The organism is Agromyces chromiiresistens, from assembly GCF_029167465.1.
In the GTDB taxonomy this organism is placed as follows: domain Bacteria; phylum Actinomycetota; class Actinomycetes; order Actinomycetales; family Microbacteriaceae; genus Agromyces; species Agromyces chromiiresistens.
In genome coordinates this window covers 556351-579493 of sequence record NZ_JARFNL010000001.1, presented here as the reverse complement: position 1 = coordinate 579493, position 23143 = coordinate 556351, and the positions used below count along the sequence as shown (strand labels likewise).

The following is a 23143-nucleotide window of genomic DNA, read 5'->3' as shown; positions in this document are numbered from 1 at the left end:
CCGCCAATGATGCCAGCCGTTCAGCGGGCGGGGGCGAACAGCAGCGGGACGAGCTGGATGCCGAGGCCGCTCGCGACGAAGCGCAGTCGGCGGTCGTCGCGCAACCGCGCCACCCAGTCGAACCGTCCGAGGTCCGCGATCTCGACGAAGTCGCCGGCCGGATCGTGCGCGCCGAAGCCGACCCTGAGCCCGTCGTAGTAGTTCGACTCGAGCGACTCGCCGGTCGTCTCGACGTGCGGCATCCGCGCCGCGAGGTGGTCGCGTATCCGCTCACCGAGCGCCGACGCATCGGGTGCCGTCCTGATGACGGCACGCCGGCCTGGAAAGGCGAGTCCGAGCTCGGCGGCGCAGGCGTCGAAGAAGCGGTCGAACACCCCGAGCTGCCGGCCGACCGCGTCGACCTCGAAGCCGTCGTCGGGCAGCGCCCGTCCGGCGGCGGCGAGCGCGAACAGGCGGAAGTGCCGCGAATGCGACGGCGTGCCGCCGGTGAGCGACTGCGCCCGCATCGTCTGGTGCACGGTCGCGAGGTGGACGGGCGCGTGGGAACCCCCGAGGCGCGTCGCGCACTCGAGCGCGAGCACGTTCGTCGGATCGGAGACGACCTCGGTGGTGCGGATCGTCGAGACCGTGCGGTCCTGCGAGGACGGCGCGACGACCGAGCTGGTGCCGAGCGGCGCAACGGGCGAGAGCAGCAGCGCCTCGGCGAACGGAGCCGAGTCGAGGGCCAGCCGGTCGAGGGCGGTGACGAGGCGCTGGTCGATCGGGCCCGGCGCCACGAATCCGTCGTCGCGGTACTGCCGCAGGAGGTCGCCCGGCCGTCGGCGGGCCGCCTGCCCGCGCAGGAGACGCAGCAGTTCGCCGCGCGTCTCGCTCGGCGACGCCGCCCGCTCGAAGCGCATCAGCCGTCCGCCCCTGCCGCCGGCGCGACGATCTCGTGCGCAGGCACCACCGACGCGTCGAGGAGCACTCGATCGCCGAGCTCGCGCTCGAGGGCGACTGTGAACGGTGTCGGGGGGTTGCTCTGGCAGGTGTACGCGCCATCGCCGTTCGGCACGACGCCGACCACGAGTTCGACGGCGGTGTCGGTCTCGACGACGTCGATCACCTCGATGCGCCCCGTCGCCGGTCGGCCCGAGTTGCACGACCGCTCGGTCGCGAGCATGGCGATCTCACGATCGCCCGGGTCGGGCAGGGCATCGGGGTCGAGCGCGAGCATCGCCTCGCCGCGTCCGCCGAGGTCGATGCGCGGCGTACAGCTCGTCGACACGTCCACACCCCAGACGTCGTCGATCGGCATCGCGCCGGGCGACGCCGATGCCGAGAACAGGTCGAAGTCGCGCACATCTCCCCCGCCGAGGTCGACGGGCGGTTCGAGTTCGCGCATGAGCACGACGTGGTCGTCGCTCGACACCGCGACGAACCAGTCGTCGAGGTCGTCGATCGGAACGACGGGCGAGTCCTCGAGGAGCGCCGCGAGCTCGGACGGCAGCGACGAGGCGGGCGTCCGTTCGTCGAGGGCGCCGGCCGTCACCTCGACGCCCTGGCACGTCAGGATCGTCTCGGGATCGCGCCCGCCCTCACCGCTCGGCGACGGCGAAGGAGACGGCGAGGAAGACGGCGCGACGGCGCCGCTCGCGCAGCCGGACAGCAGGACGAGCACGAGCGAGGCCGCCGCGGCAGCGTGTTCCGGCCGGATCCGCGCCATCAGCGGCCCGCCCACTCGAGCAGCCGTTCGGCGGGCCACGTCGTGATGATGCGCTCGGCCGGGACGCCGTTCGACTCGGCGCGCGCGGCGCCGAGCTCGAGGAACGACAGGTGGCCGGGCGCGTGCGCGTCGCTGTCGATCGAGAACAGGCAGCCCGCGTCGAGGGCGATCGCGATCAGGCCGTCGGGGGGATCCTGCCGTTCGGGGCGGGAGTTGATCTCGACGGCCACGTCGTGCTCGGCGCACGCCGCGAACACGGCCTCGGCGTCGAACTCCGACTGCGGCCGGGTGCCCCGCGAGCCCTCGACGAGGCGTCCGGTGCAGTGGCCGAGCACGTTCAGGTGCGGGTCGGCGATGGCGCGAAGCATCCGCGCCGTCATCTCGGCACGTTCCATGCGCAGCTTCGAGTGCACGCTGCCGACCACGACGTCGAGTCGGTCGAGCATCTCGGGGGTCTGGTCGAGCGCGCCGTCGAGCAGGATGTCGACCTCGATGCCCGCGAGCAGGCGCAGGTTCGGCATGCCGGCCTGCACCACCTCGATGAGCTCCTGCTGTTCGGCGAGCCGCTCGGCGCTCAGGCCGTTCGCGACCCGGAGGCTCGGCGAGTGATCGGTGATCGCGAGGTACTCGAGGCCCTGCGCCTCGGCGGCCTTCGCCATCACGGCGAGGCTCGTGGTGCCGTCGGACCATTCGGTGTGCGCGTGCAGGTCGCCGCGCAGCTCGGCTCGAAGGCCCGTGGCGGCGGCGCCGGCGGGTGACAGGCCGGCTTTCGCGCGCAGGTCGGCGAGTCGCTCCGGCACCTCGCCGGCGAGCGCCTGCGCGATGACCGCGAAGGTCGAGTCGCCGACCCCCGCCGTCCGCCGCAGCCGTCCGTCGGCCGCGCGGTCGGCGAGCTGCCCGGGCTCGAGGTCGCGGATCGCGTCGGCGGCCTTGCGGAACGCCTTCGACTTGTACGCCGAGGCGCGGTCGCGCTCGAGCAGGAACGCGATCTCCTCGAGCGCCGCGACGGGGTCCATACATCGATTGTGTCGCGAGTCGGCCCGATCGCGCTTGACTCGGTCCGGATTCCTCGGTATATCTATACCCCCTAGGGGTATTCAGATCACACCCAGACAAGGAGCAGCACATCATGTCCACCTCCACGGCCGCCGCACCACGTCGGTGGCTCGGCCTCGCGCTCATCGCCGCGGCCCAGTTCGTCGTCATCATGGACACGTCGATCATCGGCGTCGCCCTGCCCGACATCCAGGCCGAGCTCGGCTTCACGCCCGAGTCGCTGTCGTGGGTCTTCAACGCCTACGTCATCGCGTTCGGCGGCCTGCTGCTGCTCGGCGGCCGGCTCTCCGACCTGCTCGGCGCCCGCCGGGTGTTCATCGCCGGATGGATCACGCTCGCCGTCGGCTCGGTGCTCGCGGGAGCCGCCTCGAACGTCGGCCTCGAGATCGCCGGGCGCGCCGTGCAGGGCGCCGGCGCCGCGCTCATCGCGCCCGCCGCGCTCACCCTCCTCATGGTGCTCTTCGGCGGCACGCCCGAGCTCCCCCGCGCGTTCGCCGTCTACGGCGCCGCCGCACCCATCGGCGGCACCGCGGGCGTCTTCCTCGGCGGCGTGCTCACCGAGTACGCGAGTTGGCCGTGGGTGTTCTACGTGACCGTGCCGATCGCCGTGCTCGTCATCGTGCTGACACCGCTCGCCCTGCCGGCCGTGCCGCGCGGACGCGGGTCGGTCGACATCGCGGGCGCCGTCACCGCGACCGCCGGTCTCGCCGCCGTCGTCTACGGCGTCGTGCGCGCCCCCGAGGTCGGCTGGACGTCGGTCGAGACGATCGTCGCCCTCGTCGCGGGTGCGGCACTGCTCGTCGCCTTCTTCGTGATCCAGGCGCGCCGCCGTGAGCCGCTGCTGCGACTCGGCATCTTCCGCGCACCGCGCCTCGGCGCCGCGAACCTCGCCCAGCTGCTGCTCGGCGGCGCGTGGGTGCCGATGTGGTTCTTCCTGAACCTCTACCTCCAGCAGGTGCTCGGCGCCGGCGCGTTCGCCTCGGGCGCCGCCCTGCTGCCGATGACCGCGCTCATCGTGATCGGCATGGTCGGGCTGGCGCCGCGACTGCAGGCGAGGTTCGGCGCGAAGCCGCTCATCGTCGCCGGGTTCGCGCTGCTCGCGGTCGGCCTCGGCTGGCTCGCGTTCGCCCGGCCCGACGGCGACTACGTCACCGACGTGCTGCCCGCGTCGCTCGTGGCTGCGCTCGGCATGGCCCTCGCGTTCGTGCCGTCGCTCGGCACCGCGATCGGGGCGGCCGCGCCCGAGGAGACCGGCGTCGCCTCGGGTCTCGTGAACACGAGCTACCAGATCGGCTCGGCCGTCGGGCTCGCGGTGCTCACCGCGGTCGGCGCGGCGGTCACGGCCGGCGGCACGGATGCCTCGGCGCTGACGAGCGGCTTCTCGGCGGCGTTCCTCGGGGCGGGCATCGTGGCCGTCGTCGGACTCGTGGCGACCGCCGTGCTGCTGCGCGGCACCCGTTCGGCCGCCGCAGGGTCGGATGCGCCCACCGAGCCCGAGTCGGTCGCCGTCGACGCCTGAGACGCCGCGCGGCGCTCGCCCCGACGAGTCGGTGCGAGCGCCGCGAGGTCGCGTCAGTCGGTCAGATCGCACCGCCGCCGTCGCGCACCGCATCGGCGACGTACGCACCGGCCATCGCGTCGGCCCGCGATCGGTCACCGTGGTGGGCCAAATGCGGGTCGCCCGGCAGGGAGCGGGTGCGCCGCTCGCGGACCGCGAGCCAGATCGCCGCGGCGACGATGACGACCACGACGCCGATGATCGCGATGATGCCGAGATCCATGAGCCGACCCCTTCGTCCGTTGAACGTCAGGCTAGCCGTACCGGGGCGGCGCAGAACAGCCCCGGCGCGAAACGCGATTCAGTACACCGGCACCGATTCGAACGCGATCCTGAAGGCTTCCGCCATCATGACGCCAATCCAGACGAACACGGCCACGATGCTGACCGCGTACACCGCGATGCCGACCCACATCGGGCCGCTGCCCCGGCCGGCCTGGCGCTTGACGACGACCGAGCGACCGATCACGTAGACGATCGACATCAGGAACGCCCACGCCCAGTGGAACTGCCTCGCGAAGCCCCGCCGCTTGAGTGCTGCGCGGTCGAGGTAGGCGAACCACACGGAGAGTCCGTAGAGGACGTACCCGGCGACGCTCAGCACGACGTACCAGGGGTCGGTGTACGGGCCGAGCGCCTGCTCCATCGGCGACAACGGCGAGGTGATCGACATCGACTGCTCGATGTACGTCCGCCAGTCCCAGAAGAAGAGCGGCAGCACGCCCAGCACGGGCACGACGACGATGAGCCACACCCAGACCGTGTCGGTCGGCGTGTCACTCGAGACGGTCGAGGGTGCGGTGCCGTAGGGCGCAGGCCCGGTGCCGTAGGGCGCAGGCCCCGTGCCGTAGGGCGCCGCGTAGGCGCCGTACTGCGGTTGCTGGACCGGCGCCACGACCTGCGGGGCGGGCGGCGCCGCGAGCGGGGTCGCGTACTCCGTCCAGCGCGTCCCGTCCCACCAGCGTTGCCCCTCGGCGCCGCTCGGTTCGGGGTACCAGCCGGGCGGTGGCAGTCGCGGATCGCTCATCGTTCCTCCATCGGGTCGAGGCCCATCGTAGGACGTGCACCGCCGCCGGTGCCGCTACAACTCGACGACGGTCATGCCGGAGCCCGACGCGCCCGCGGTGCCCATCGCAGCGAGCGCCGCCGGAACCTCGTCGAGCGAGATGCGCCGCCCGACGAGCTCGATCGGCCTGAAGTCGCCCGAGGCGACCGCACCGAGCATCGACGGATACTCGTGAGCCGCCATGCCGTGGCTGCCGAGCAGCTCGAGCTCGCCCGCGATGACCGCGTCCATCGGCATCGCCGCGAGTGCGGAGTCGCCGACCATGAGGCCGATCTGCACGTGACGTCCGCGCTTCTTGAGGCTCTGCACGGAGGCGAACGAGGTCTCGCTCGAACCGAACGCGTCGACCGAGACGTCAACGCCGCCGCCGGAGGCCTCGACGATGCGCGCGGCGGCGCCCTCGCCGCCCTGGATCGGCACGGCACCGAGCGACTCCGCCGCCGAGAGGGCCGCGTCCGAGACATCCACGCCGTAGACCTTGACCCCGGCCGCGACGGCGATCATGATCGCCGAGAGGCCGACCCCGCCGCAACCGTGCACCGCGATCTGCTCGCCGGGCGCGAGGCGGCTGCGCGAGACGATCGCGCGGTAGGCCGTCGCGAAGCGGCAGCCGAGTGACGCGGCCTCGACGAAGCCGAGCGACTCGGGCAGCCGGATGAGGTTGAGCTCGGCCTCGTCGATGGCGACCAGCTCGGCGAACGAGCCCCAGTGCGTGAAGCCCGGCTGCGACTGGTGGTCGCACACCTGCTCGTTGCCCGAGCGGCACTCGTCGCAGCGCCCGCACGCGCAGATGAACGGCGCGGTGACGCGATCGCCGACCCGCCAGCCGCTGTCGTCGGGGACCTCGGAGCCGAGTGCCGCGATCTCGCCGGCGAACTCGTGCCCCGGCACGTGCGGCAGGGTCACGCTGTCGTCATGGCCCATCCAGGCGTGCCAGTCGCTGCGGCAGACCCCGGTCGCGCGCACGCGGACGACGGCGCCGCGGGGCGGGCAGACGGGTTCGGGCACCTCGGTGAGGCGGGGCGGGGCTCCGAATTCGTCGAAGAGCACGGCGCGCACGGGGGGTCCTCTCGGTTCTGCTGGCCCGTCGGGTCGGGTCGCGGGGATGCCGCACGACCGGCGGCCCCCTCCCGCGCCGCTCTCGCGACATCCGTGAGCCTACCGGCCCGCGACGGGGTCGCCGGCCATCACGGATGCCGCTACCGAAGAATTGTGTAACAATTTCTCGATGCGCTTCGTGTTCGCCGTCCTCCTCGCGGCCGTCTGCTTCGGCACGACGGGCACGGCGCAGGCGCTCGGGCCCGACGCGAGCGCGGGTTCGCTCGGCGCGGCCCGGCTCGTCATCGGCGGTGGCGTGCTCGGGCTGCTCGCCCTCTGGACCCGGCGGCGGCGCGGGGCGGACGGGACTCCCGCCGCGCCGCCGACCGGCTCGGCCGGGGCGTCGGGCACGAGGCCTCCGCTGCCGACGTGGCTGCTCGTGCCGGTCGGCGCGGTCGGCGTGCTCGCCTACCAGCCCGCGTTCTTCGCCGGCACCGCCGCGAACGGCGTCGCCGTCGGCACGGTCGTCGCGCTCGGCTCGGCACCGGTGCTGACCGGCGCGCTCGACTGGCTGCTGCGCCGTCGCTACCCCGGCCATCGCTGGGCCGTCGCGACGGTGATCGCGACCACGGGCGTCGCCATCCTCGCCGCGAGCACGGCCGGCGGGGCGGGCGCCGGCGGCGGGGCCGGCGGCTCGGCGGGGCCGCTCGGCCTCCTGGCGTCGGTCGGGGCCGGGGCCTCGTACGCCGTCTACACGCTCGCGGCGAAGGCCCTGCTCGACCGCGGGTGGACCGCGACCGGCAGCATGGGCGCCCTGTTCGGCACGGCTGCGGTCGTCGCGGTGCCGCTGCTCATCGCCTCGGATGCCTCGTGGCTCGCGACTCCCGCCGGGCTCGCCACGGCGGCGTGGCTGGGGCTCGTCACGACGACGCTCGCCTACGTGCTCTTCGGCTACGGGCTCACCGGCCTCGCCCCCGCGACGGTGTCGACGCTCACGCTCGCCGAGCCGCTCACGGCGGGCGTGCTCGGCGTCGTGCTGCTGGGCGAGCAGCCGACGCCCGGGGCGGCGGTCGGCCTCGTCGTGCTCGCCGCGGGCATCGTCGTGCTCGCCGCCGGCGGCGCGGGTCGCCCGGGCAGCCGCTCGCGCGCCGCATCGCCGGCCGGTGTCGGCGGCGCCGGATAGCGTCGCGACATCGACGTCATCCTCCTCGCGAAGATCGAACGGGTCGACGACATCGACCTGCCGACGGGGCATTGGCCGCAGTTCACGAAGCCCGTTCAGCTGGGTCAGGCGATCGTGGCGGCGCTGTCGAACTGACCGCGGTGGCTCACCCGCTCCAACATCGAAGGCGAGCGGTCACCCGCCCGCGACTCACCGCCGTTCGGCCGGCGCCTCGTCGACCGTCTCCGCCGCGCCTTCGCCGACTGCCGGCGCCTCGGCGGTGTCGGCCGCATCGGTCGAGCCGGTGATCGTCTGCGGCTCCGCGTACCAGTGGTCGACTCCGCGCGGACAGGTGCACGCGAGTGCCACCGTCTCGTCGATCGTCACCGCGCGGAAGAACTCGCGGTGCGGCACCTGAACCCTGCGTCGTCGCATGTGCTCCGCCCCCTCGCCGTCGGAGTGCTCCGTCGGCACCCGTCATGGAAGAGACGCGGCCGGCCCCGGATCATGACGCACGCGGAGACGACTCAGAGTTGCCCGGCCGAGACCGAGAACGTGTCGCACGCGCCGGCGCCCTGCTCGAACCCGGTGCGGAACCAGTCGACCCGCTGCTCGCTCGTGCCGTGCGTGAACGTGTGCGGGTTCACCTGGCCCTGCGCCGCCTGCTGGATCCGGTCGTCGCCGACCGCCGCCGCCGCGCTCAGCGCATCGCGGTACTGCGCTTCCGAGATCGGCCGGAGGAACGGCACGCCGTTCACGTCGGGCACCGTCGCGGCGCTCGCCGCCCACGCCCCGGCGAAGCAGTCGGCCTGCAGCTCGACGCGCACCGCGTTCGACGCGGGGCCGGTCTGGCCGTCCTGCGCCTGCTCGAGGATGCCGAGCACGTTCTGCACGTGGTGCCCCCACTCGTGCGCGACGACGTACATCTCGGCGAGGGGTCCACCGCTCGAGCCGAACCGCTGGCGCAGCTCGTCGTAGAAGGTCACGTCGAGGTAGATCGTCTGGTCGGGCGGGCAGTAGAAGGGACCGGTCGCCGCCGATGCGCTGCCGCATCCCGTCGACGTGGCGGTGTCGAACATGACGAGGTCCTGCGGCGCGACGTAGTCGAACCGCAGCTCCTGCGCCTCGCGCTCCCAGTACTCCTCGAGCGAGGCCGCGGCGCCCTTCATGCGGCACTCGACGTTCTCGTTCGCGTCCTCCCCGGTGAGGCACTGCTCGAGCGAGGTGTCCTCCGACGACGCCCCGCCGCCGGTGTCGAGGCCGCCGCCGAGCAGCCCGGTCACATCGACGCCGAGCAACTGGGAGATCACGACGAGCGCGAGCACGCCGAGCCCGCCACCGACCGCGATGCCGGTGTTGCGCCCTCGCTTCGAGGCCCGCCCCCGCGAGATGTCCGCGTTCGGATCGAACGTCATGACCCGACGCTACTCCGAGTCGGGCTCGGCCGAGGCATCCGCGTCGCCTTCGTCGGCCGGCGCGTCGCCGAACGGCTGCTCCGCGAAGCGGTCGGTCGCCGTGATGAGCGCGTCGAGGATCCCCGGCTCGTCGAACGCGTGCCCCGCGTCATCGACGATCGTGAACTCGGCTTCGGGCCAGGCCCGGTGCAGGTCCCAGGCGGTCATCACGGGGGTGCACACGTCGTAGCGCCCCTGCACGATGACGGCGGGGATGTCTCGGAGCCGCTCCGCGTCGCGGATGAGCTGCCCCTCCTCCCACCAGCCGCCGTGCCGGAAGTAGTGGTTCTCGATGCGGGCGAACGCGGCGGCGTACTCGGGTGCGGTGAAGCGGGCGATCGTCTCGGCCTGCGGCAGGAGGGTGATCGTCGACGACTCCCAGCGCGACCATGCGATCGCGGCGGGCTCGTAGACCTCGGGCCGCGAGTCGGCGAGCAGCCGGCCGTAGGCCTCGATCATGTGGGCTCGCTCGTCGACGGGCACCGGCGCGACGAACTCCTCCCACAGGTCGGGGAACAGCGCGGAGGCGCCGCCCTCGTAGAACCAGTCGAGCTCCGAACGGCGCAGCGTGAAGATGCCGCGCAGCACGAGTTCGGTGACCCGCTCGGGGTGGGTCTGCGCGTAGGCGAGTGCGAGCGCGCTCCCCCACGAGCCGCCGAAGACCTGCCACCGGTCGATGCCGAGGTGGGCGCGCAGCCGCTCCATGTCCGCGACGAGATGCCAGGTCGTGTTCGCCGAGAGGTCGGCGTCGGGCTCGGAGGCGTGCGGAATCGACAGCCCGCAGCCGCGCTGGTCGAACAGCACGATGCGGTAGCGCTCGGGATCGAACAGTCGGCGGTGCGAGGGCGAGGTGCCGCCGCCGGGGCCGCCGTGCAGGAACACCACGGGCTTGCCGTTGCGGTTGCCCGACACCTCCCAGTAGATGTGCTGCCCGTCCCCCACGTCGAGCATGCCGGTCTCCAGCGGCTCGATCTCCGGATACATCTCTCGCATGCGGCAACGGTAGCGAGCGCAGGATGCCGCGCCCCGGTGCCGCGCCGCAGCGGGGTCGGGGTTGACAACCGCCCGCCGGCGCAGCAGACGACCCGGCGCGTGGTTAGGCTCTCGGTATGGCTTCGACGAAGCCGATCACCGTCACGCTCACGGGCGCGGGCGGCCAGATCGGGTACGCACTCCTGTTCCGCATCGCGTCCGGGGCGATGCTCGGCCCCGACATCCCGGTGCGGCTCAACCTGCTCGAGATCCCCCAGGGGGTTCGCGCCGCCGAGGGCGCAGCGCTCGAGCTGCAGGACTCGGCGTTCCCGCTGCTCTCGCACGTCGAGGTCTACGACGACCCGAAGGCGGCGTTCTCGGGGGCGAACGTCGCACTGCTCGTCGGCGCGCGTCCGCGCACGGCCGGCATGGAGCGCGGCGACCTGCTCGCCGCGAACGGCGGCATCTTCGGCCCGCAGGGCGCCGCGATCAACGCGGGCGCCGCCGACGACATCCGGGTCGTCGTGGTCGGCAACCCGGCCAACACGAACGCGCTCATCGCCGCGTCGAACGCCCCGGATGTCCCGGCCGAGCGCTTCACCGCGCTCACGAGACTCGACCACAACCGGGCCCTGGGCCAGCTCGCGGTGACCGTCGACACCCCGGTCGCCGACCTGCGCGGCGTGACCATCTGGGGCAACCACTCGGCGACGCAGTTCCCCGACCTCGCGCACGCGACCGCGGCGGGCGACTCGGTGCCCGCGCTGCTCACGGCGCGGTTCGGCACCGACGGCTACCGCGAGTGGCTCGTCGACGAGTTCATCCCCCGGGTCGCCAAGCGCGGCGCCGAGATCATCGAGGTGCGCGGCTCGTCTTCGGTGGCCTCGGCCGCCGCCGCGACGATCGACCACGTGCGCGACTGGGTGCACGGCACCCCGAACGGCTGGACCAGTGCGGCCGTCGTCTCCGACGGCTCGTACGGCGTGCCCGAGGGGCTCATCTCGTCGTTCCCGGTCGAATCGGTCGACGGTACCTGGCGCATCGTGCCGGGGCTCGGGCTCGACGCGTTCGCGCGGCATCGCGTCGAGGCATCCGTCGCCGAGCTCGTGGACGAGCGCGAGGCCGTGCGCGCGCTCGGACTCATCTGATCGGACCCCTTCCAGTGACGTCGCCGTCGGCTCTATGCTGGGCCGACTCGACACACCGACGTCTGGAGCACCCGTGGACGACCCGTTCAATCCCCCGGTCGAACTCGACCCGTTCGCCGGGGCGCCCGCCGGCTTCCAGGTGATGTTCGTGCTCGTCGCCCTCGTCGGCGCCGCCGTGTTCCTCATCACGATCATCACGATCGTGCGCAGCTACATGAAGGTCCGCGAGGCCGGGCACGATCCGCTCACCCTCCAGGCCGAGCTCGCGACGCGCACGCTCGACAGCGAGCTGCTCGCGCCGAAGCAGTCGATCGAGCAGCGCCTCGCCGAGCTCGACGGCCTCGCCGCGCGCGGCCTGATCTCCGACGCCGAGCGCGCGGCGGCGCGAGCCGACATCCTCGCGGGTCGCTGAGCGCCTGCGCGCGGCGGCGCCGCGATCGCGGCTGAGCGGCGGGTGCCCTGTTCCGGCCGCCGACCCTCCGCAGCCTAGGCTTGGACCATGGCCGAATCCCCCAGCCCGTCGCCCGCCGCCCGTCGCAAACAGCTCATCGTGGGGCTCGTCGTGGGGCTCATCATCGGCGTCGTCGTGAGCCTGTGGACGACGTTCTGGCTGTGGCTGCCCGCCGGCCTCGTCGTCGGCGCCGTGGCCGGACTCATCATGAAGCCGCCGGCCGACAGCTGAGCTCAGCCGGGTTCCGATCCGCGTCGCCGCTGCGCGTCGGCGCTCGTCAACCCGCGGTGGTGGACGCGAGGTAGGCCTCGATGCCGTCGATGAGACGGGCGAGTGCGAAGTCGAAGGCGTCGGTCGGGCCGACGTCGACGGCGCCGGCCGCCTGGCCCACCCGACCCGAGACCGGGTAGCGCTCGGGCTCCATGATGCGGTCGAGCAGGGGCGCGTTGCGCGCCCACCAGGCGTCGTCGGACTCGGCCGACGACTGGCGCAACCGCTCGGCGTCGAGGTGCGCCCGCGCCGGCCCGGCCACGAAGCCGAGCAGCATCGTGAGCACCCGGTCGAGGTCGACGTCGTCGAAGCCGAACCCGTCGATCGCGCGCAGGCACCACTCCCAGTGGTCCGAGATGTGCGGGCCGAGCGGCGGCCGGCTGGTGTCGACCGAGAGCAGCCACGGGTGGCGCAGGTACTCGTTCCACTGCAGGCGCGCGATGAGTGCGAGCCGGTCGCGCAGCGAACCGGATGCCGCGGGCAGCGGCACCTCGCCGGCGACGTGGTCGACCATGAGGTCGATGAGCTCGGCACGACCGGGCACGTAGGTGTAGACCGACATCGGCTTCATGCCGAGCCGGTCGGCGATGCGGCGCATCGACAGCGCCTCGAGCCCCTCGTCGTCGGCGAGCTGCACGGCCGCCCCGACGACCTCGTCGACGCTCGACCGCTGCTTCGGGCCGCGGGTGCCGACCGGGCGGCCGAGCCGCTCGCGCCACAGCAGTCTCAGCGCGAGGTCGGGCTCGCCGAGCCCCGTGGAATCAGCGGCCATGCCGGTTAGCCTACATTCTGCGTACACCTCACGGCGTTCACGTGCGATGCGCGTCGGGACGGCGCGCCGCGCGCCTGCTCACCCGACGAATCCGGCCACGATCGCACCGATCTCGTCGCGAACGTCGGCGTCGTCGCGCGTCGACTCCCCGTCGCCCGGCTGCGCACCGTAGTCGCCGAAGTCGGCGTGGTTCACGCCCTCGAGCTCGTCGAACCGAGCGCCGGCGGGCAGCAGCGGGGCCGCGGCGGCGATCTTCGCGGGCGTCGACAGGCCGTCGTTCGCACCCGAGATGCTCAGGACCTCGAGGCCCGACTCGCTGAGGTCGTTCGCGCAGTACGAGCCGAACAGCATGAGGCCGACCGGTCGGGGTTCGCCCCGGACCCCCTCGCCGGGCTCGGGACCGCTCGGCCCTCCGATGGGTTGGGAGGCTTCCGCCGCCCCATCGGCGAGCTGGCAGGCCCGCACCCCGCCGAGCGAGTGCCCGCCGACGTACCAGTCGTCGACCTCCGGCGCGAGCGACGTGAAGGTCGACAGCGGCCGCTGGTCGAAGAACGCGAGGTTGAGCGTCGGCTTCGTGATGACGACGGTGAGCCCGGACGCCTCGGCGACGCCCGACAGCTTGTAGAGGTACGCGTACGGGTCGACCTTCGCCCCCGGGATGAAGACGAGTCCCGCACCGGTCGCCCCCTCGACGGGCTCGATCACGATGCCGGCGTCGTGGCTCGTGATCTCGACGGACTCGTCCCGCCAGGCGGCGAGCGCCGCAGGACGCTCGCCCTGCATCACCGTGTGCGCGTACACGAGGAAGACGACGACGAGCAGCGCGAGCACCGCCACCACGGCGGCGAGGATGCGGACGAGTCGGGCCATGCCCACAGTCTGCCGCGCCCGCACCGCGGGTCGCGAACGGGCGAGAGCCGAGGCATCCACGATGGGGATGCCTCGGCCCTCGAGCCGCACGCGGCGACTACCGCTTCTTCTTGGCCTTCGCCTTCTCGGGCACCGGCAGGGTGCCCGCGCGGCGCTCGGCGTCGAAGTACGCGCGCGCCTCGTCCTGGCGCTCCTGCTCGATGCCGGTCGCGATCGTCGCTCGCAGGTGCTCGGGCTTGAAGCCGAACGCGTCGACGAGGTCCTGCGCGTGCGGGCGCAGGCGCTCGAGGAGCCGGTCGATGTACGCCGTCACGGCCTGCGCGCGCTGCGGCGAGAGGCGGCCGTTCACGAGGTACCAGGCGAGGTGCTTCTCGAGGAGGCCGAGGCCGAACAGGTCGCGCACCCAGGTCAGCACCTGCTTCGTGCCCTCGTCCTCGACGCGGGCGAGGCCGCGGGTGAACGCCTCCCACTGGAGGAGCTCGCCGTGGGCGCGCGCGGCCTCGATCAGCTCGTTCTGGTTGCGGTTGAACGCGGCCGCGGCGTCGGCCTTCGGCAGCTTGCGCGCGTCGCGCAGGCGGCCGGCGATCTCGGCGATCATCGCCTCGACGCGATCGGTCAGCAGCTCGCGCTGAGTCTCCTCGTCGCGCAGCTCGCTCACCGAGCGGGCGGTCGAGCCGAAGTCGGCGATCGTCTGGCCGAGGCGACGGAGGCCCGTGCCGTGGTACGCGCGCTCCGCGGTCTGCGCGACGACGTAGCGGGCCATCGCGCCGGCGTCGGCGTTCTTGAACTGCTTCGAGAAGTCGGTCAGCAGGCGCTTCGCGACGAGCTGCAGCAGCACATTGTTGTCGCCCTCGAAGGTCACGTAGATGTCGAGGTCCTGGCGGAGGCCGACGATGCGGTTCTCGGCGATGAAGCCGGCGCCGCCGCAGGCCTCGCGCGCCTCCTGCAGCGTGTCGAGCGCGTGCCACGTCGAGAGCGGCTTGAGCGCGGCGGCGATCGTCTCGAGGTCCTGGCGGTCGTCGTCGGTGTCGGCCTTGCCGCTGAACACCGCGTCGAACTTCACGAGGAACTCGTCGTGCGCGAAGTACTGCGCGTACGTCGTCGCGAGGCGGGGCAGCAGCCGGCGCTGGTGGCGCTGGTAGTCGAGCAGCACCTCTTCGTCGGTGTCGCTCGACGCGGTGAACTGCCGACGCTGGTTGCCGTAGGTGATCGCGATCGCGAGCCCCATCGCGCTCGCGACGGTCGAGGCGCCGTCGAGCGAGACGCGGCCCTGCACGAGGGTGCCGAGCATCGTGAAGAACCGGCGGCCGGGGCTCTCGATCGGCGACGAGTAGGTGCCGTCGGGGGCGACGTCGCCGTAGCGGTTCAGCAGGTTCTCACGCGGGATGCGAACGTTCGTGAAGTGCAGGCGGCCGTTGTCGATGCCGTTGAGGCCGCCCTTCAGGCCGTCGTCCTCGCCGCCGACGCCGGGCAGGAACTCGCCCTCGTCGTCGCGGATCGGCACGTAGAAGCAGTGCACCCCGTGGTTCACGCCCTTGGTGATGAGCTGCGCGAAGACCGTCGCGTGCTTGCCGTGGAGCCCGGCGTTGCCGAGGAACTCCTTCCACGCCGCGCGGAACGGCGTGTGGATCACGAACTCCTCGGTCGCCTCGTCGTAGGTCGCCGTCGTCGCGATCGAGGCGACGTCGGAGCCGTGCCCGATCTCGGTCATCGCGAAGGCGCCGGGCACCTCGAGCGACATGATCGCGGGCAACCACTTCTCGTGGTGCGGCTTCGTGCCGAGGTGCAGCACCGCGGCGCCGAAGAGGCCCCACTGCACGCCCGACTTGATCTGCAGGCTCGGGTCGGCCGTGACGAGCTCCTCGAACGCGGCGATGTTGCCGCCGTGGTCCTCCTGGCCGCCGAGCGACTTCGGGAACGCCCGGTGCACGGCGCCCTGGTCGACGAGGAGCTTCAGCTGCCCGAGCACGCGCTCGCGGTGCTCGGACATCGGCAGCCCCTCGATGCGCTGCAGCTCGGGCATCGCGGCGCGCTCGCGCGCGGCGATGCGGATGTCGGCCCAGGTGCCGAGGAGCTGACGGCCGAGGGCCGCCACGTCGATGCGGGGCTGCGCGGATGCCTCGGGGCGGGCGTCGTTCGGCCGCGCTCCGCCGACGCGGGCGGGCGCGGACGTGTCGTGCGAGGTGCGTGGTGCGGTGTCAACCATCGTCGGTCTCTCGTCCTTCGTGTGGAGTCGTGTGCGTCACATGGCGGCGCGCGGCTGGCGGCGTCGCTGAACCTCTCTCCACGGTAGGACGGCGCCCGGCGAGCCCGAAACGGTGCGTCCGCGCCCTACAAACAAGGGTCGAGCAGCTTCGTCAGGGCCTGTGCTCGCCCTACAAACGAGCCGGCCCTCGGCGTAGTGGCATCCACAACGCAGGGCGCGCGGCAGGTGGCATCGGGCCTCGTCGCACGGCCCGTGGCAGAGCGATCAGCCGCGGAAGAAGGCGTCAGCCCGACGCGTCCAGAGGATCGCGATCACGACGACGGCGATCGCCGCGCTGAAGTACTCGCCGATGGCGCCCGCGGGGTACGCGATCGCGAGGAAGATCGACGCGACGATCGAGAGCGCCTCGACGATCGTCACCACGAGGCGTGCCCCTGCGCTGCCGCGCAGCAGGCCCGCGGCCACGATGATGACGATGACGCCGATGAGGATCGACACGATCGCCGATGCGATGAGCTGGCTCGCACCGCCGAAGGCCTCGACCGTCGCGGCGACGCTCGTCTGGAAGAGCAGGAGCGTGCCGCCGATGATGTCGAGCAGACCCGAGATCCAGGTCAGCACGGCCACGAACGTCACGCCTCCGGGTCGTTTCACGGCTCCCATGGCTCGATGCTAGCGACGAAGGCCGAGCGGGTGAGGAGCGACGCGCGCAGCGCCGGTCGGGCGGCGAGGAGCGAAGCGTATCGAGACCACCGGCCGCAGTGGTCTCGATACGGCGCTGCGCACCTACTCGACCGACGGGACCGAGGTGGTCTCGACACGGCGCTGCGCGCCTGCTCGATCTACTCGACCTGCTCGACCTGCTCGACCTGCTCGACCGACGAGTCGGAGTAGCGCAGGCCGTGGCCGTGGCGGAAGAGCGGGTCGGCCGTGTCGAAGGGCACGTCGGGCCGGCTCGCCTCGACGGCGGCCATGCTGCGCGGCAGGTCGAAGGGCAGGCGGCCCTGCGGCTCGGCCGCGCCGGTCACGACGTCGAGCAGCGCCCGCGCGCTCGCGCCCCAGTTCGCGGTGATCGCCGCGACGTCGTCGACGATCGGCGTGAGGATCGCCGGCCGGTCGAGGAACACGTCGACGACGGTCGGCACGGCGGCCGCGACCGCACGCACGTGCGCGACCACCTCGTCGGGGAAGTCGAGCGAGCCCGAGTGGAAGAAGTTCTCGAAGAACGTGGGGCGCTGCTCGAACGGCGCCACGAGGCGCAGGATCGCGACGTCGGCCTCCGCGGGCGTCGCGACGACCTCGCCGTACTCGGCGGCGATCTCGGGCTCGACGCCCTCGACGTACAGCTTCAGCCCGCGCGCGATGGGCAGGGTGGGCGAGGATGCCTCGGCCGAGGCATCCGCTCGCCCGGTGTTCACCAGCAGCGTGATCGCCGCCCGCTGCGCCGCCTCGCCCGCCGCGACGAACTCGGCGGAGCCGACCACGCGCCTGGCGCGCTCGACGTCGACGAAGCGGTGGTCGAAGAGGCCGAGCACGAACTTCTCGCGGAGCAGGCGCCGCGCCGAGGCATCCAGCCGCTCTTCGGTGATCTCGCCGTCGCGCACGAGCTCGACGAGCAGCTCGGGGCACGCCTCGCCGCCGAACTGGTCGCAGCCGGCGTCGATGACCTTCTTGACGCGCTCGCGCGGGCTCAGGTGCTCGACGCCCCACGCGCGTGCCGGGAACGGCTCGCCCATGATCTCGTCGTCGTTGATGAGTCCCCAGTCGGTGCACACGATGCCGTCGAAGCCGTAGCGCTCGCGCAGGAGGCCCGTGATGACCGACTTGTTGAAGCCGAACCCGACCTCTTCGAGCCCGGTGCCGACGGGCATGCCGTAGTACGGCATGATCTGGCTGGTGCCCGCCTCGAACGCGGCCTCGAACGGCTTCAGGTGCAGCTCGAACTCGCCGCCCGGGTAGACCTGCTCGCGGCCGTGCGCGAAGTGGGGGTCCTCGCCGTCCTGCTGGGGGCCGCCGCCCGGGAAGTGCTTCGTCATCGTCGCGACCGAGTCGGGGCCGAGCTCGGCGCCCTGGAATCCGCGGATGTACGCGGCGCCGAGCCGGCTCGCGAGCTCGACGTCCTCGCCGAACGTCTGGAGGGCACGCGACCAGCGCGGCTCGGTCGCGAGGTCGATCTGCGGGTGGAGCGCGACGCGGATGCCGACGGCCGTGTACTCCTGGCGGGCGATGTCGGCGAAACGCTCGACCGTCGCCTCGTCGCCGATCGCGGCGAGGCCCATCGGCTCGGGCCACACCGAGAACGCGCCGGCGAACAGGGCGGCGAGCGGATTGTCGCTGTACGAGTTGCGGGGGTCGCTCGAGATCGTCACCGGGATGCCGAGGCGCGTCGAGGCGGCGAGCTCCTGCAGGCGGTTGTGCCACTCGGCGAACGCACCGGGGTCGTCGGGCGCCTGGTGGATGTTGAAGTGGTTCATCTTGAGGTCGTTGACGAACTCGTCGGTGGAGCCGCCGCCGGTCTCGTCGGCCTCCTCGGCGAGCGCGCCGTCGGGGCCGATGCCGATGACCGTCTGGAAGAAGAGGCCCGCCTTCTCCTCGAGCGTCATCTGCGCGAGCAGGATCTCGACGCGCTCGGCGACCGGCAGGCTCGCATCGCGGTACCGCGTGTCGAGGCCGGGTTCGGCGCCCGCCGGCTCGGCAGTCGAGGGGGCGGATGCCTCGGTGTCGACGTTCTGCAGATCGGTCATGCCTGCACTCCTTCATGCTTCGGGCTCTGGTGCGGTGCCGCGGCGGTGCCGCGGCCGCCCTTCGATCATAAACCGAGCGACGTTCGGGATTGAACGCCGCTCGGTCGATGACCTGGATTCGACGGTGGGCCGGGGTCAGTCGGAGCCGGCCTCGACGTAGCTCAGGTCGTTGACCGTACGCACGGTCCACTCACCGCCTCGGTACTGCAGCTCGGAGACGGCGCCGTTCTCGATGCCCTCGACGACCTCGCTCAGGTCGGCGCCGAGCGCGTCGAGCGTCGCGATGATCGTGATGCCGCTCGAGACCACGAGCACGTCGCCACCCCGCTTCGACTGCTTCGCCGCGATCTCGTCGAGCGCGGCGAGCGCCCGCTCTGCGACCTCGCCCTGCGTCTCGGCCGTGAACCCGCTGCCCTCGTTGAGACGCGCCATCGCCTCGAGTGCCGCGCCCATGTCGAACTCGGGGTCGGAGAACAGCTCGCCGGCATCGGCGTAGCCGAGTTCGACGGCGACGTCGTTCCACATCTCCATGCCGTCGCCGCCCTCGTACTTGCCGAAGGCGATCTCGCGCAACCGCGCGTCGCGCACGATGTCACCCCGGAAGCCGAGCTCGCCGAGCGCGAGCGAGGCCGTCTCGTAGTGGCGGACCATGTCCGCCGAGTACGCCGCCTCGAAATCGACCCCGGCCTCGGCGAGCCCCGCGCCGAGGTGCTCGGCGACGGCGCGCCCGTCTTCGGTCAGCGGCGAGTCCGACCAGCCCTGCACGCGGCCGAGCGCGTTGAGCATCGTCTCGCCGTGGCGGGTGAGGTAGATCGTGACGGTCTTGCCCTTGGGCTTCTGGTCGACGGCGGGCTTCTTGTCGACGGGCTGCGTGGCGGAAGCGTCGAGCACCATCTGCGGCGCGGCGAAGCCGGCGAGCGAAGTCACCGCGGCGGCGACGGCGATGCCGGCGAGGGCGATACGGGCGATGCGACGAGACGGCATTGTCGTGGTCCTTTCGGGTTCGGGGCGCCCTGATCGGGCGTCGGCCACCGAGCCTAGCCCGCTTTCGACCGATTGGTAACAAAAAGGTGGATGGAACGCCACGGACCGATAGCGTCGTGTCGTGGGCAAGCACGACGAAGCGACCGGCGGCGGTGCGCGTTCGCTCGACGGCGCCGTCGCACCGACCCGGCAGGCGAGGTCGGCGCTCACTCGTGCGCGCATCCTCGACGCGGCGCAGGCGGCCTTCGTCGAACAGGGCATCGCCGCGGTGTCGCTGCGCGACGTCGCCGAGCGGGCCAGCCTCTCCCATCCCGGCGTCCTGCGCCACTACGCGTCGCTCGACGCACTGCTCGGCGCCGTCGTCGAGCGACTCGACGACGCGAACGCCGACTGGATCGAACACGAGCCCGTGCCGGTCGGCACGCTCGGTGCCGCCGCGCTCGCCCGCCGCAACGCGGCCGCACCGGGCTATCTCGAACTGTTCACCGCGCTCTCGGGGGAGGCGACGAGCAGGTCGCACCCCGCCCACGACATGATGCGGGCCCGCTACGCCCGGGTTCGCGCGTCGATCGCGGATGAGCTCGTGGCGAGGGCGGCCGTCGCGGCATCGGATGCCTCCTGGTCGGCGACCCTGCTCATCGCCGGGTGGGACGGGCTGCAGGTGCAGCAGCGCTACGCCCCCGATTCGATCGACCTCGTCGGCGAACTCGAGGCGCGCGAACGGCGGCTCATGGGAGCGCCGGCCCGAACGCCCTCGTCGGACACGGCCCGGCCGGGCGGGCCGGGCGGGCCGACCGGGCCGGGCGCCCGCACCGCACCGGAGGGCGCGGGCGGCATGCTCGCGCCGACGGTGCTGCTCGAGCAGCCGGAACCGCCCGGGGCAGGCGGCGGCACCGCGACCGGTGCCGGTGCCGGTGCGCAGCAGCGCCCTGCAGCCAGCGCGCGTGGCGCCAGGCGTCACGAGGCGATCGTCGAGGCGGCGACCGAGCTGTTCGCGCGCGACGGGTTCACGGGCACGAGCCTCGCCGCGATCGCCGGCCGCACCGGCATCTCCAAAGCCACCCTGCTGCATCACATCGGCTCGAAGGCCGAACTCCTCACCGAGGTGCTCCGGCACCGCGACCGGCTCACGATCACCGGCGGCGCCCCAGCGCGCGGCGGAGCCACCGATCGCCTGCGATCGCTCCCGGCGACAGCCGAACGCACGGCCGCAGCGCACCCGGGACTCGTCGAGCTCTACGCCGTGCTGTCGTGCGAAGGCGCGACGCCGGGACATCCGGCCCACGAGTACTTCGCGCACCGCTTCCGCGAGACGCGCCGCTACTTCGCGAGCCTGCTGCAGGGCGCGCGCGACGAGGGCTCGCTCGCGCCGGATCGTGACCCCGGCAGCGAGGCCGCTTGGCTCCTCGCCGTGTGGGACGGCCTGCAGATCCAGTCGCTCTACGACCCGGCCGTCGAGGTCGCCCGACTGCTTCGGCGGCACCTCGACGACCTGCTCGGGCCGGTCGAGGGGCGCGCGCCCCGAGACATCCCGTCGGCGGTCTGAGGCCGCACGACCGACGCCCCACGACCGAGGCGACGCGACACGACCGGCGCCGACGGCCTCAGGCGGCGCTCTCGCCGACCACGGAGATGAGCGCCTCGCCGTAGGCCTCGCGCTTCTTGGCGCCGATGCCCGTGATGCCGTCGAGCTCGGCGAGGCTCGCCGGCTTCGCGACCGCGACCGCACGCAGCGTCGCGTCGCCGAAGACGATGTACGCGGGAACCCCCTGCTCGCGAGCCTCTCCGGCGCGCCAGGCGCGGAGCCGTTCGAACAGCTCGGCCTGGGCGGGCTCGAGGTCGGCGGCCGCGGGGGCCGCCTTCGCACGCGAGCGGGGCGCACGCTCGACCTCGGTGCGGAGCATGACGCTGCGCCGCCCCGACAGCACCTCGGCCGCCGCGTCGGTGATGGTGAGGGTGCCGTACTCGCCCTGGGTGGCGAGCAGCCCCTGCGCGAGCAGCTGGCGCACGACCCCGCGCCACTGCTGGTCGCTGAGGTCTTGCCCGAGCCCCCACGTCGAGAGGTCGTCGTGGCCGTACTGGCGCACGCGGGGCGTCTCTTTCGCGCGGAGGATGTCGATGAGGTGCCCTGCGCCGAACTGCTGGCGCCGCTCGCGCTTGAGCCGCACGATCGTCGACATGAGCTTCTGGGCGGGCACTGTGCCGTCCCACGAGGCGGGCGGCTCGAGGCACGTGTCGCAGTTGCCGCACGGCTCGGACGGCTCGCCGAAGTAGGCGAGCAGGTTCTGACGGCGGCACTGCACGGTCTCGCAGAGCGCGAGCATCGCGTCGAGGTGGGCCGACATGCGACGCCGGTGCGCGAGGTCGCCCGGGCTCTCGTCGATCATGCGCCGCTGCTGCACGACGTCTTGCAGCCCGTACGCCAGCCACGCCGTCGCCGGCGCCCCGTCTCGGCCGGCTCGCCCCGTCTCTTGGTAGTAGCCCTCGACCGACTTGGGCAGGTCGACGTGGGCGACGAAGCGCACGTCGGGCTTGTCGATGCCCATGCCGAACGCGATCGTCGCGACGACGACGATGCCGTCTTCGCGGAGGAAGCGGTCTTGCGTCGTGCGCCGCAGCTCGGCGTCGAGGCCCGCGTGGTACGGCAGCGCGTTCACGCCGTTCGCCGCGAGGAACGCCGCGATCTTCTCGGTGCTCGCACGGCTCAGCGCGTAGACGATGCCCGGCACCGGGTTGCCCGAGGCGTCGACCCCCTCGCTGCGCACGAAGTCGAGCAGCTGACGGCGCACCTCGAGCTTCGGCGCGATGCGGTACTGGATGTTCGGGCGGTCGAAGCTCGACACGAAGTGCTTCGCCCCGCCGAGCGAGAGTCGCTCGGTGATCTCACGGTGCGTCGCCTCGGTGGCCGTCGCGGTGAGCGCGATGCGGGGCACCTCGGGCCAGCGGTCGGCGAGCTCGGAGAGCGCGAGGTAGTCGGGCCGGAAGTCGTGGCCCCACTGCGCGACGCAGTGCGCCTCGTCGATCGCGAAGAGCGCGACCGTGCCGCGGGCGAGCAGTTGCTTGGCCGACTCGGTGCCCAGCCGCTCGGGCGCGATGTAGAGCAGGTCGAGCTCGCCGGCGAGGTAGGCCCGCTCGACGGCGGCGCGCTCGGCCGGCTGCTGGCTCGAGTTGAGGTAGGCCGCGCGCACGCCGTTGCGCACGAGCGCGTCGACCTGGTCGTGCATGAGGGCGATGAGCGGCGACACGACGACGCCCGTGCCCTCGCGCAGGAGCGCCGGGATCTGGTAGCAGAGGCTCTTGCCGCCGCCGGTCGGCATGAGCACGACGGCGTCGCCGCCCGAGGCGACCTGCTCGATGATCGCCGCCTGCTCGCCGCGGAACGCGTCGTAGCCGAAGACGGTGTGCAGCGCTTCGAGCGCGCTCTCGAACCTGGCGGGTGCGGCGACGGCGGGCCGCTGCAGACCGGATGCCTCGTGCCCGGCCGGACGGCTCACCGCGGGCCGACCGAGGCCCGCCGGGGGCGTCGCCGGGCCCGCCTGCGCCGTCGCCCACTCGACGGCACCGCCGCGGTACTCGTCGGGAGGCGGGGGCGGAGCCCACTCGTCGTCGGGCGGTGGAGCGAGCTCGTCGAGGTCGAACGGGACCTCGTCGGCCCAGTCTGGTTCGGCGCTGCTGCTCACCCGACGA

General features: G+C 72.7%; 22 protein-coding genes. 6 read left to right on the top strand and 16 right to left on the bottom strand.

The window, feature by feature from the left end:
- Window positions 1-20: 20 nt before the first annotated feature.
- The 3 genes from PX701_RS02500 to PX701_RS02490 are packed head-to-tail and all read right to left on the bottom strand — an operon-like array spanning window position 21 to window position 2721.
- The gene (locus PX701_RS02500) at window positions 21-899 is read right to left on the bottom strand and encodes a hypothetical protein (RefSeq protein WP_275505394.1); all 879 of its coding nucleotides are present in this window, start codon (window positions 897-899) and stop codon (window positions 21-23) included.
- On the bottom strand, window positions 899-1705 hold the full coding sequence (locus PX701_RS02495; protein WP_275505393.1) for a hypothetical protein: 807 nt from the start codon (window positions 1703-1705) through the stop codon (window positions 899-901). Before PX701_RS02495 ends, PX701_RS02500 begins: the two co-directional genes overlap by 1 nt.
- A complete protein-coding gene (locus PX701_RS02490) occupies window positions 1705-2721 on the bottom strand; it encodes a PHP domain-containing protein (protein WP_275505392.1) in 1017 nt (338 codons plus the stop codon). Before PX701_RS02490 ends, PX701_RS02495 begins: the two co-directional genes overlap by 1 nt.
- A 113-nt stretch (window positions 2722-2834) precedes the next feature.
- On the opposite strand from PX701_RS02490, the gene PX701_RS02485 reads away from it, so the two are divergent.
- Window positions 2835-4280 (top strand): MFS transporter, encoded by a 1446-nt coding sequence (locus PX701_RS02485; protein ID WP_231429980.1) that lies wholly within the window; start codon window positions 2835-2837, stop codon window positions 4278-4280.
- Window positions 4281-4341: 61 nt separating this feature from the next.
- Here the strand turns inward: PX701_RS02485 and PX701_RS02480 are convergent, their stop codons facing one another.
- From PX701_RS02480 to PX701_RS02470, 3 genes are all read right to left on the bottom strand, one after another.
- On the bottom strand, window positions 4342-4542 hold the full coding sequence (locus tag PX701_RS02480) for a hypothetical protein (RefSeq protein ID WP_231429979.1): 201 nt from the start codon (window positions 4540-4542) through the stop codon (window positions 4342-4344).
- Window positions 4543-4620: 78 nt separating this feature from the next.
- Window positions 4621-5346, bottom strand: a complete 726-nt coding sequence (locus tag PX701_RS02475) for a DUF2510 domain-containing protein (protein ID WP_275505391.1) — start codon at window positions 5344-5346, stop codon at window positions 4621-4623.
- Window positions 5347-5400: 54 nt separating this feature from the next.
- On the bottom strand, window positions 5401-6444 hold the full coding sequence (locus PX701_RS02470) for a zinc-dependent alcohol dehydrogenase family protein (protein ID WP_275505390.1): 1044 nt from the start codon (window positions 6442-6444) through the stop codon (window positions 5401-5403).
- Between the two features lie 169 nt (window positions 6445-6613).
- Between PX701_RS02470 and PX701_RS02465 the strand changes: the two genes are divergently transcribed.
- The gene (locus tag PX701_RS02465) at window positions 6614-7606 is read left to right on the top strand and encodes an EamA family transporter (RefSeq protein ID WP_275505389.1); all 993 of its coding nucleotides are present in this window, start codon (window positions 6614-6616) and stop codon (window positions 7604-7606) included.
- A gap of 189 nt (window positions 7607-7795) precedes the next feature.
- Here the strand turns inward: PX701_RS02465 and PX701_RS02455 are convergent, their stop codons facing one another.
- The 3 genes from PX701_RS02455 to pip form a co-directional block, all read right to left on the bottom strand.
- Window positions 7796-8020 carry a hypothetical protein gene (locus PX701_RS02455; RefSeq protein WP_275505388.1) on the bottom strand — a complete coding sequence of 75 codons (225 nt, stop codon included), beginning with the start codon at window positions 8018-8020 and terminating at the stop codon, window positions 7796-7798.
- Window positions 8021-8112: 92 nt separating this feature from the next.
- On the bottom strand, window positions 8113-9000 hold the full coding sequence (gene ypfJ, locus PX701_RS02450) for a KPN_02809 family neutral zinc metallopeptidase (RefSeq protein ID WP_231429974.1): 888 nt from the start codon (window positions 8998-9000) through the stop codon (window positions 8113-8115).
- A 9-nt stretch (window positions 9001-9009) separates the two neighbouring features.
- The gene (gene pip, locus PX701_RS02445; protein WP_275505387.1) at window positions 9010-10032 is read right to left on the bottom strand and encodes a prolyl aminopeptidase; all 1023 of its coding nucleotides are present in this window, start codon (window positions 10030-10032) and stop codon (window positions 9010-9012) included.
- 116 nt (window positions 10033-10148) lie between these two features.
- Here pip and PX701_RS02440 point away from each other — a divergent pair, with 116 nt between their 5' ends.
- The 3 genes from PX701_RS02440 to PX701_RS02430 all read left to right on the top strand — a co-directional run bounded on the left by PX701_RS02440 (window position 10149) and on the right by PX701_RS02430 (window position 11841).
- Entirely contained in the window at window positions 10149-11159 is a 1011-nt protein-coding gene (locus PX701_RS02440; protein ID WP_275505386.1) for a malate dehydrogenase, read from the top strand.
- Window positions 11160-11232: 73 nt separating this feature from the next.
- Window positions 11233-11571, top strand: a complete 339-nt coding sequence (locus tag PX701_RS02435) for an SHOCT domain-containing protein (protein ID WP_275505385.1) — start codon at window positions 11233-11235, stop codon at window positions 11569-11571.
- Between the two features lie 87 nt (window positions 11572-11658).
- A complete protein-coding gene (locus tag PX701_RS02430; protein ID WP_231429970.1) occupies window positions 11659-11841 on the top strand; it encodes an HPP family protein in 183 nt (60 codons plus the stop codon).
- Between the two features lie 46 nt (window positions 11842-11887).
- On the opposite strand, the gene PX701_RS02425 is transcribed toward PX701_RS02430, so the two are convergent.
- From PX701_RS02425 to PX701_RS02400, 6 genes are all read right to left on the bottom strand, one after another.
- The gene (locus PX701_RS02425) at window positions 11888-12652 is read right to left on the bottom strand and encodes a TetR/AcrR family transcriptional regulator (protein ID WP_275505384.1); all 765 of its coding nucleotides are present in this window, start codon (window positions 12650-12652) and stop codon (window positions 11888-11890) included.
- A 78-nt stretch (window positions 12653-12730) separates the two neighbouring features.
- On the bottom strand, window positions 12731-13522 hold the full coding sequence (locus PX701_RS02420; protein ID WP_275505383.1) for an alpha/beta hydrolase: 792 nt from the start codon (window positions 13520-13522) through the stop codon (window positions 12731-12733).
- Between the two features lie 97 nt (window positions 13523-13619).
- Window positions 13620-15728 (bottom strand): acyl-CoA dehydrogenase family protein, encoded by a 2109-nt coding sequence (locus PX701_RS02415; protein ID WP_231429967.1) that lies wholly within the window; start codon window positions 15726-15728, stop codon window positions 13620-13622.
- A gap of 264 nt (window positions 15729-15992) precedes the next feature.
- Complete coding sequence (locus tag PX701_RS02410) at window positions 15993-16391, bottom strand: DUF7144 family membrane protein (protein ID WP_275505382.1); 399 nt, start codon at window positions 16389-16391, stop codon at window positions 15993-15995.
- Window positions 16392-16570: 179 nt separating this feature from the next.
- Window positions 16571-18472 (bottom strand): glycoside hydrolase family 3 protein, encoded by a 1902-nt coding sequence (locus PX701_RS02405; protein WP_275505381.1) that lies wholly within the window; start codon window positions 18470-18472, stop codon window positions 16571-16573.
- Window positions 18473-18607: 135 nt separating this feature from the next.
- A complete protein-coding gene (locus PX701_RS02400) occupies window positions 18608-19456 on the bottom strand; it encodes a histidine phosphatase family protein (RefSeq protein ID WP_275505380.1) in 849 nt (282 codons plus the stop codon).
- Between the two features lie 121 nt (window positions 19457-19577).
- Between PX701_RS02400 and PX701_RS02395 the strand changes: the two genes are divergently transcribed.
- Window positions 19578-21002, top strand: a complete 1425-nt coding sequence (locus tag PX701_RS02395) for a TetR/AcrR family transcriptional regulator (RefSeq protein WP_275505379.1) — start codon at window positions 19578-19580, stop codon at window positions 21000-21002.
- Between the two features lie 58 nt (window positions 21003-21060).
- On the opposite strand, the gene recQ is transcribed toward PX701_RS02395, so the two are convergent.
- Window positions 21061-23136: a DNA helicase RecQ gene (recQ, locus tag PX701_RS02390; RefSeq protein WP_275505378.1), complete on the bottom strand. Its 2076-nt coding sequence runs from the start codon at window positions 23134-23136 to the stop codon at window positions 21061-21063.
- Window positions 23137-23143 lie beyond the last annotated feature (7 nt).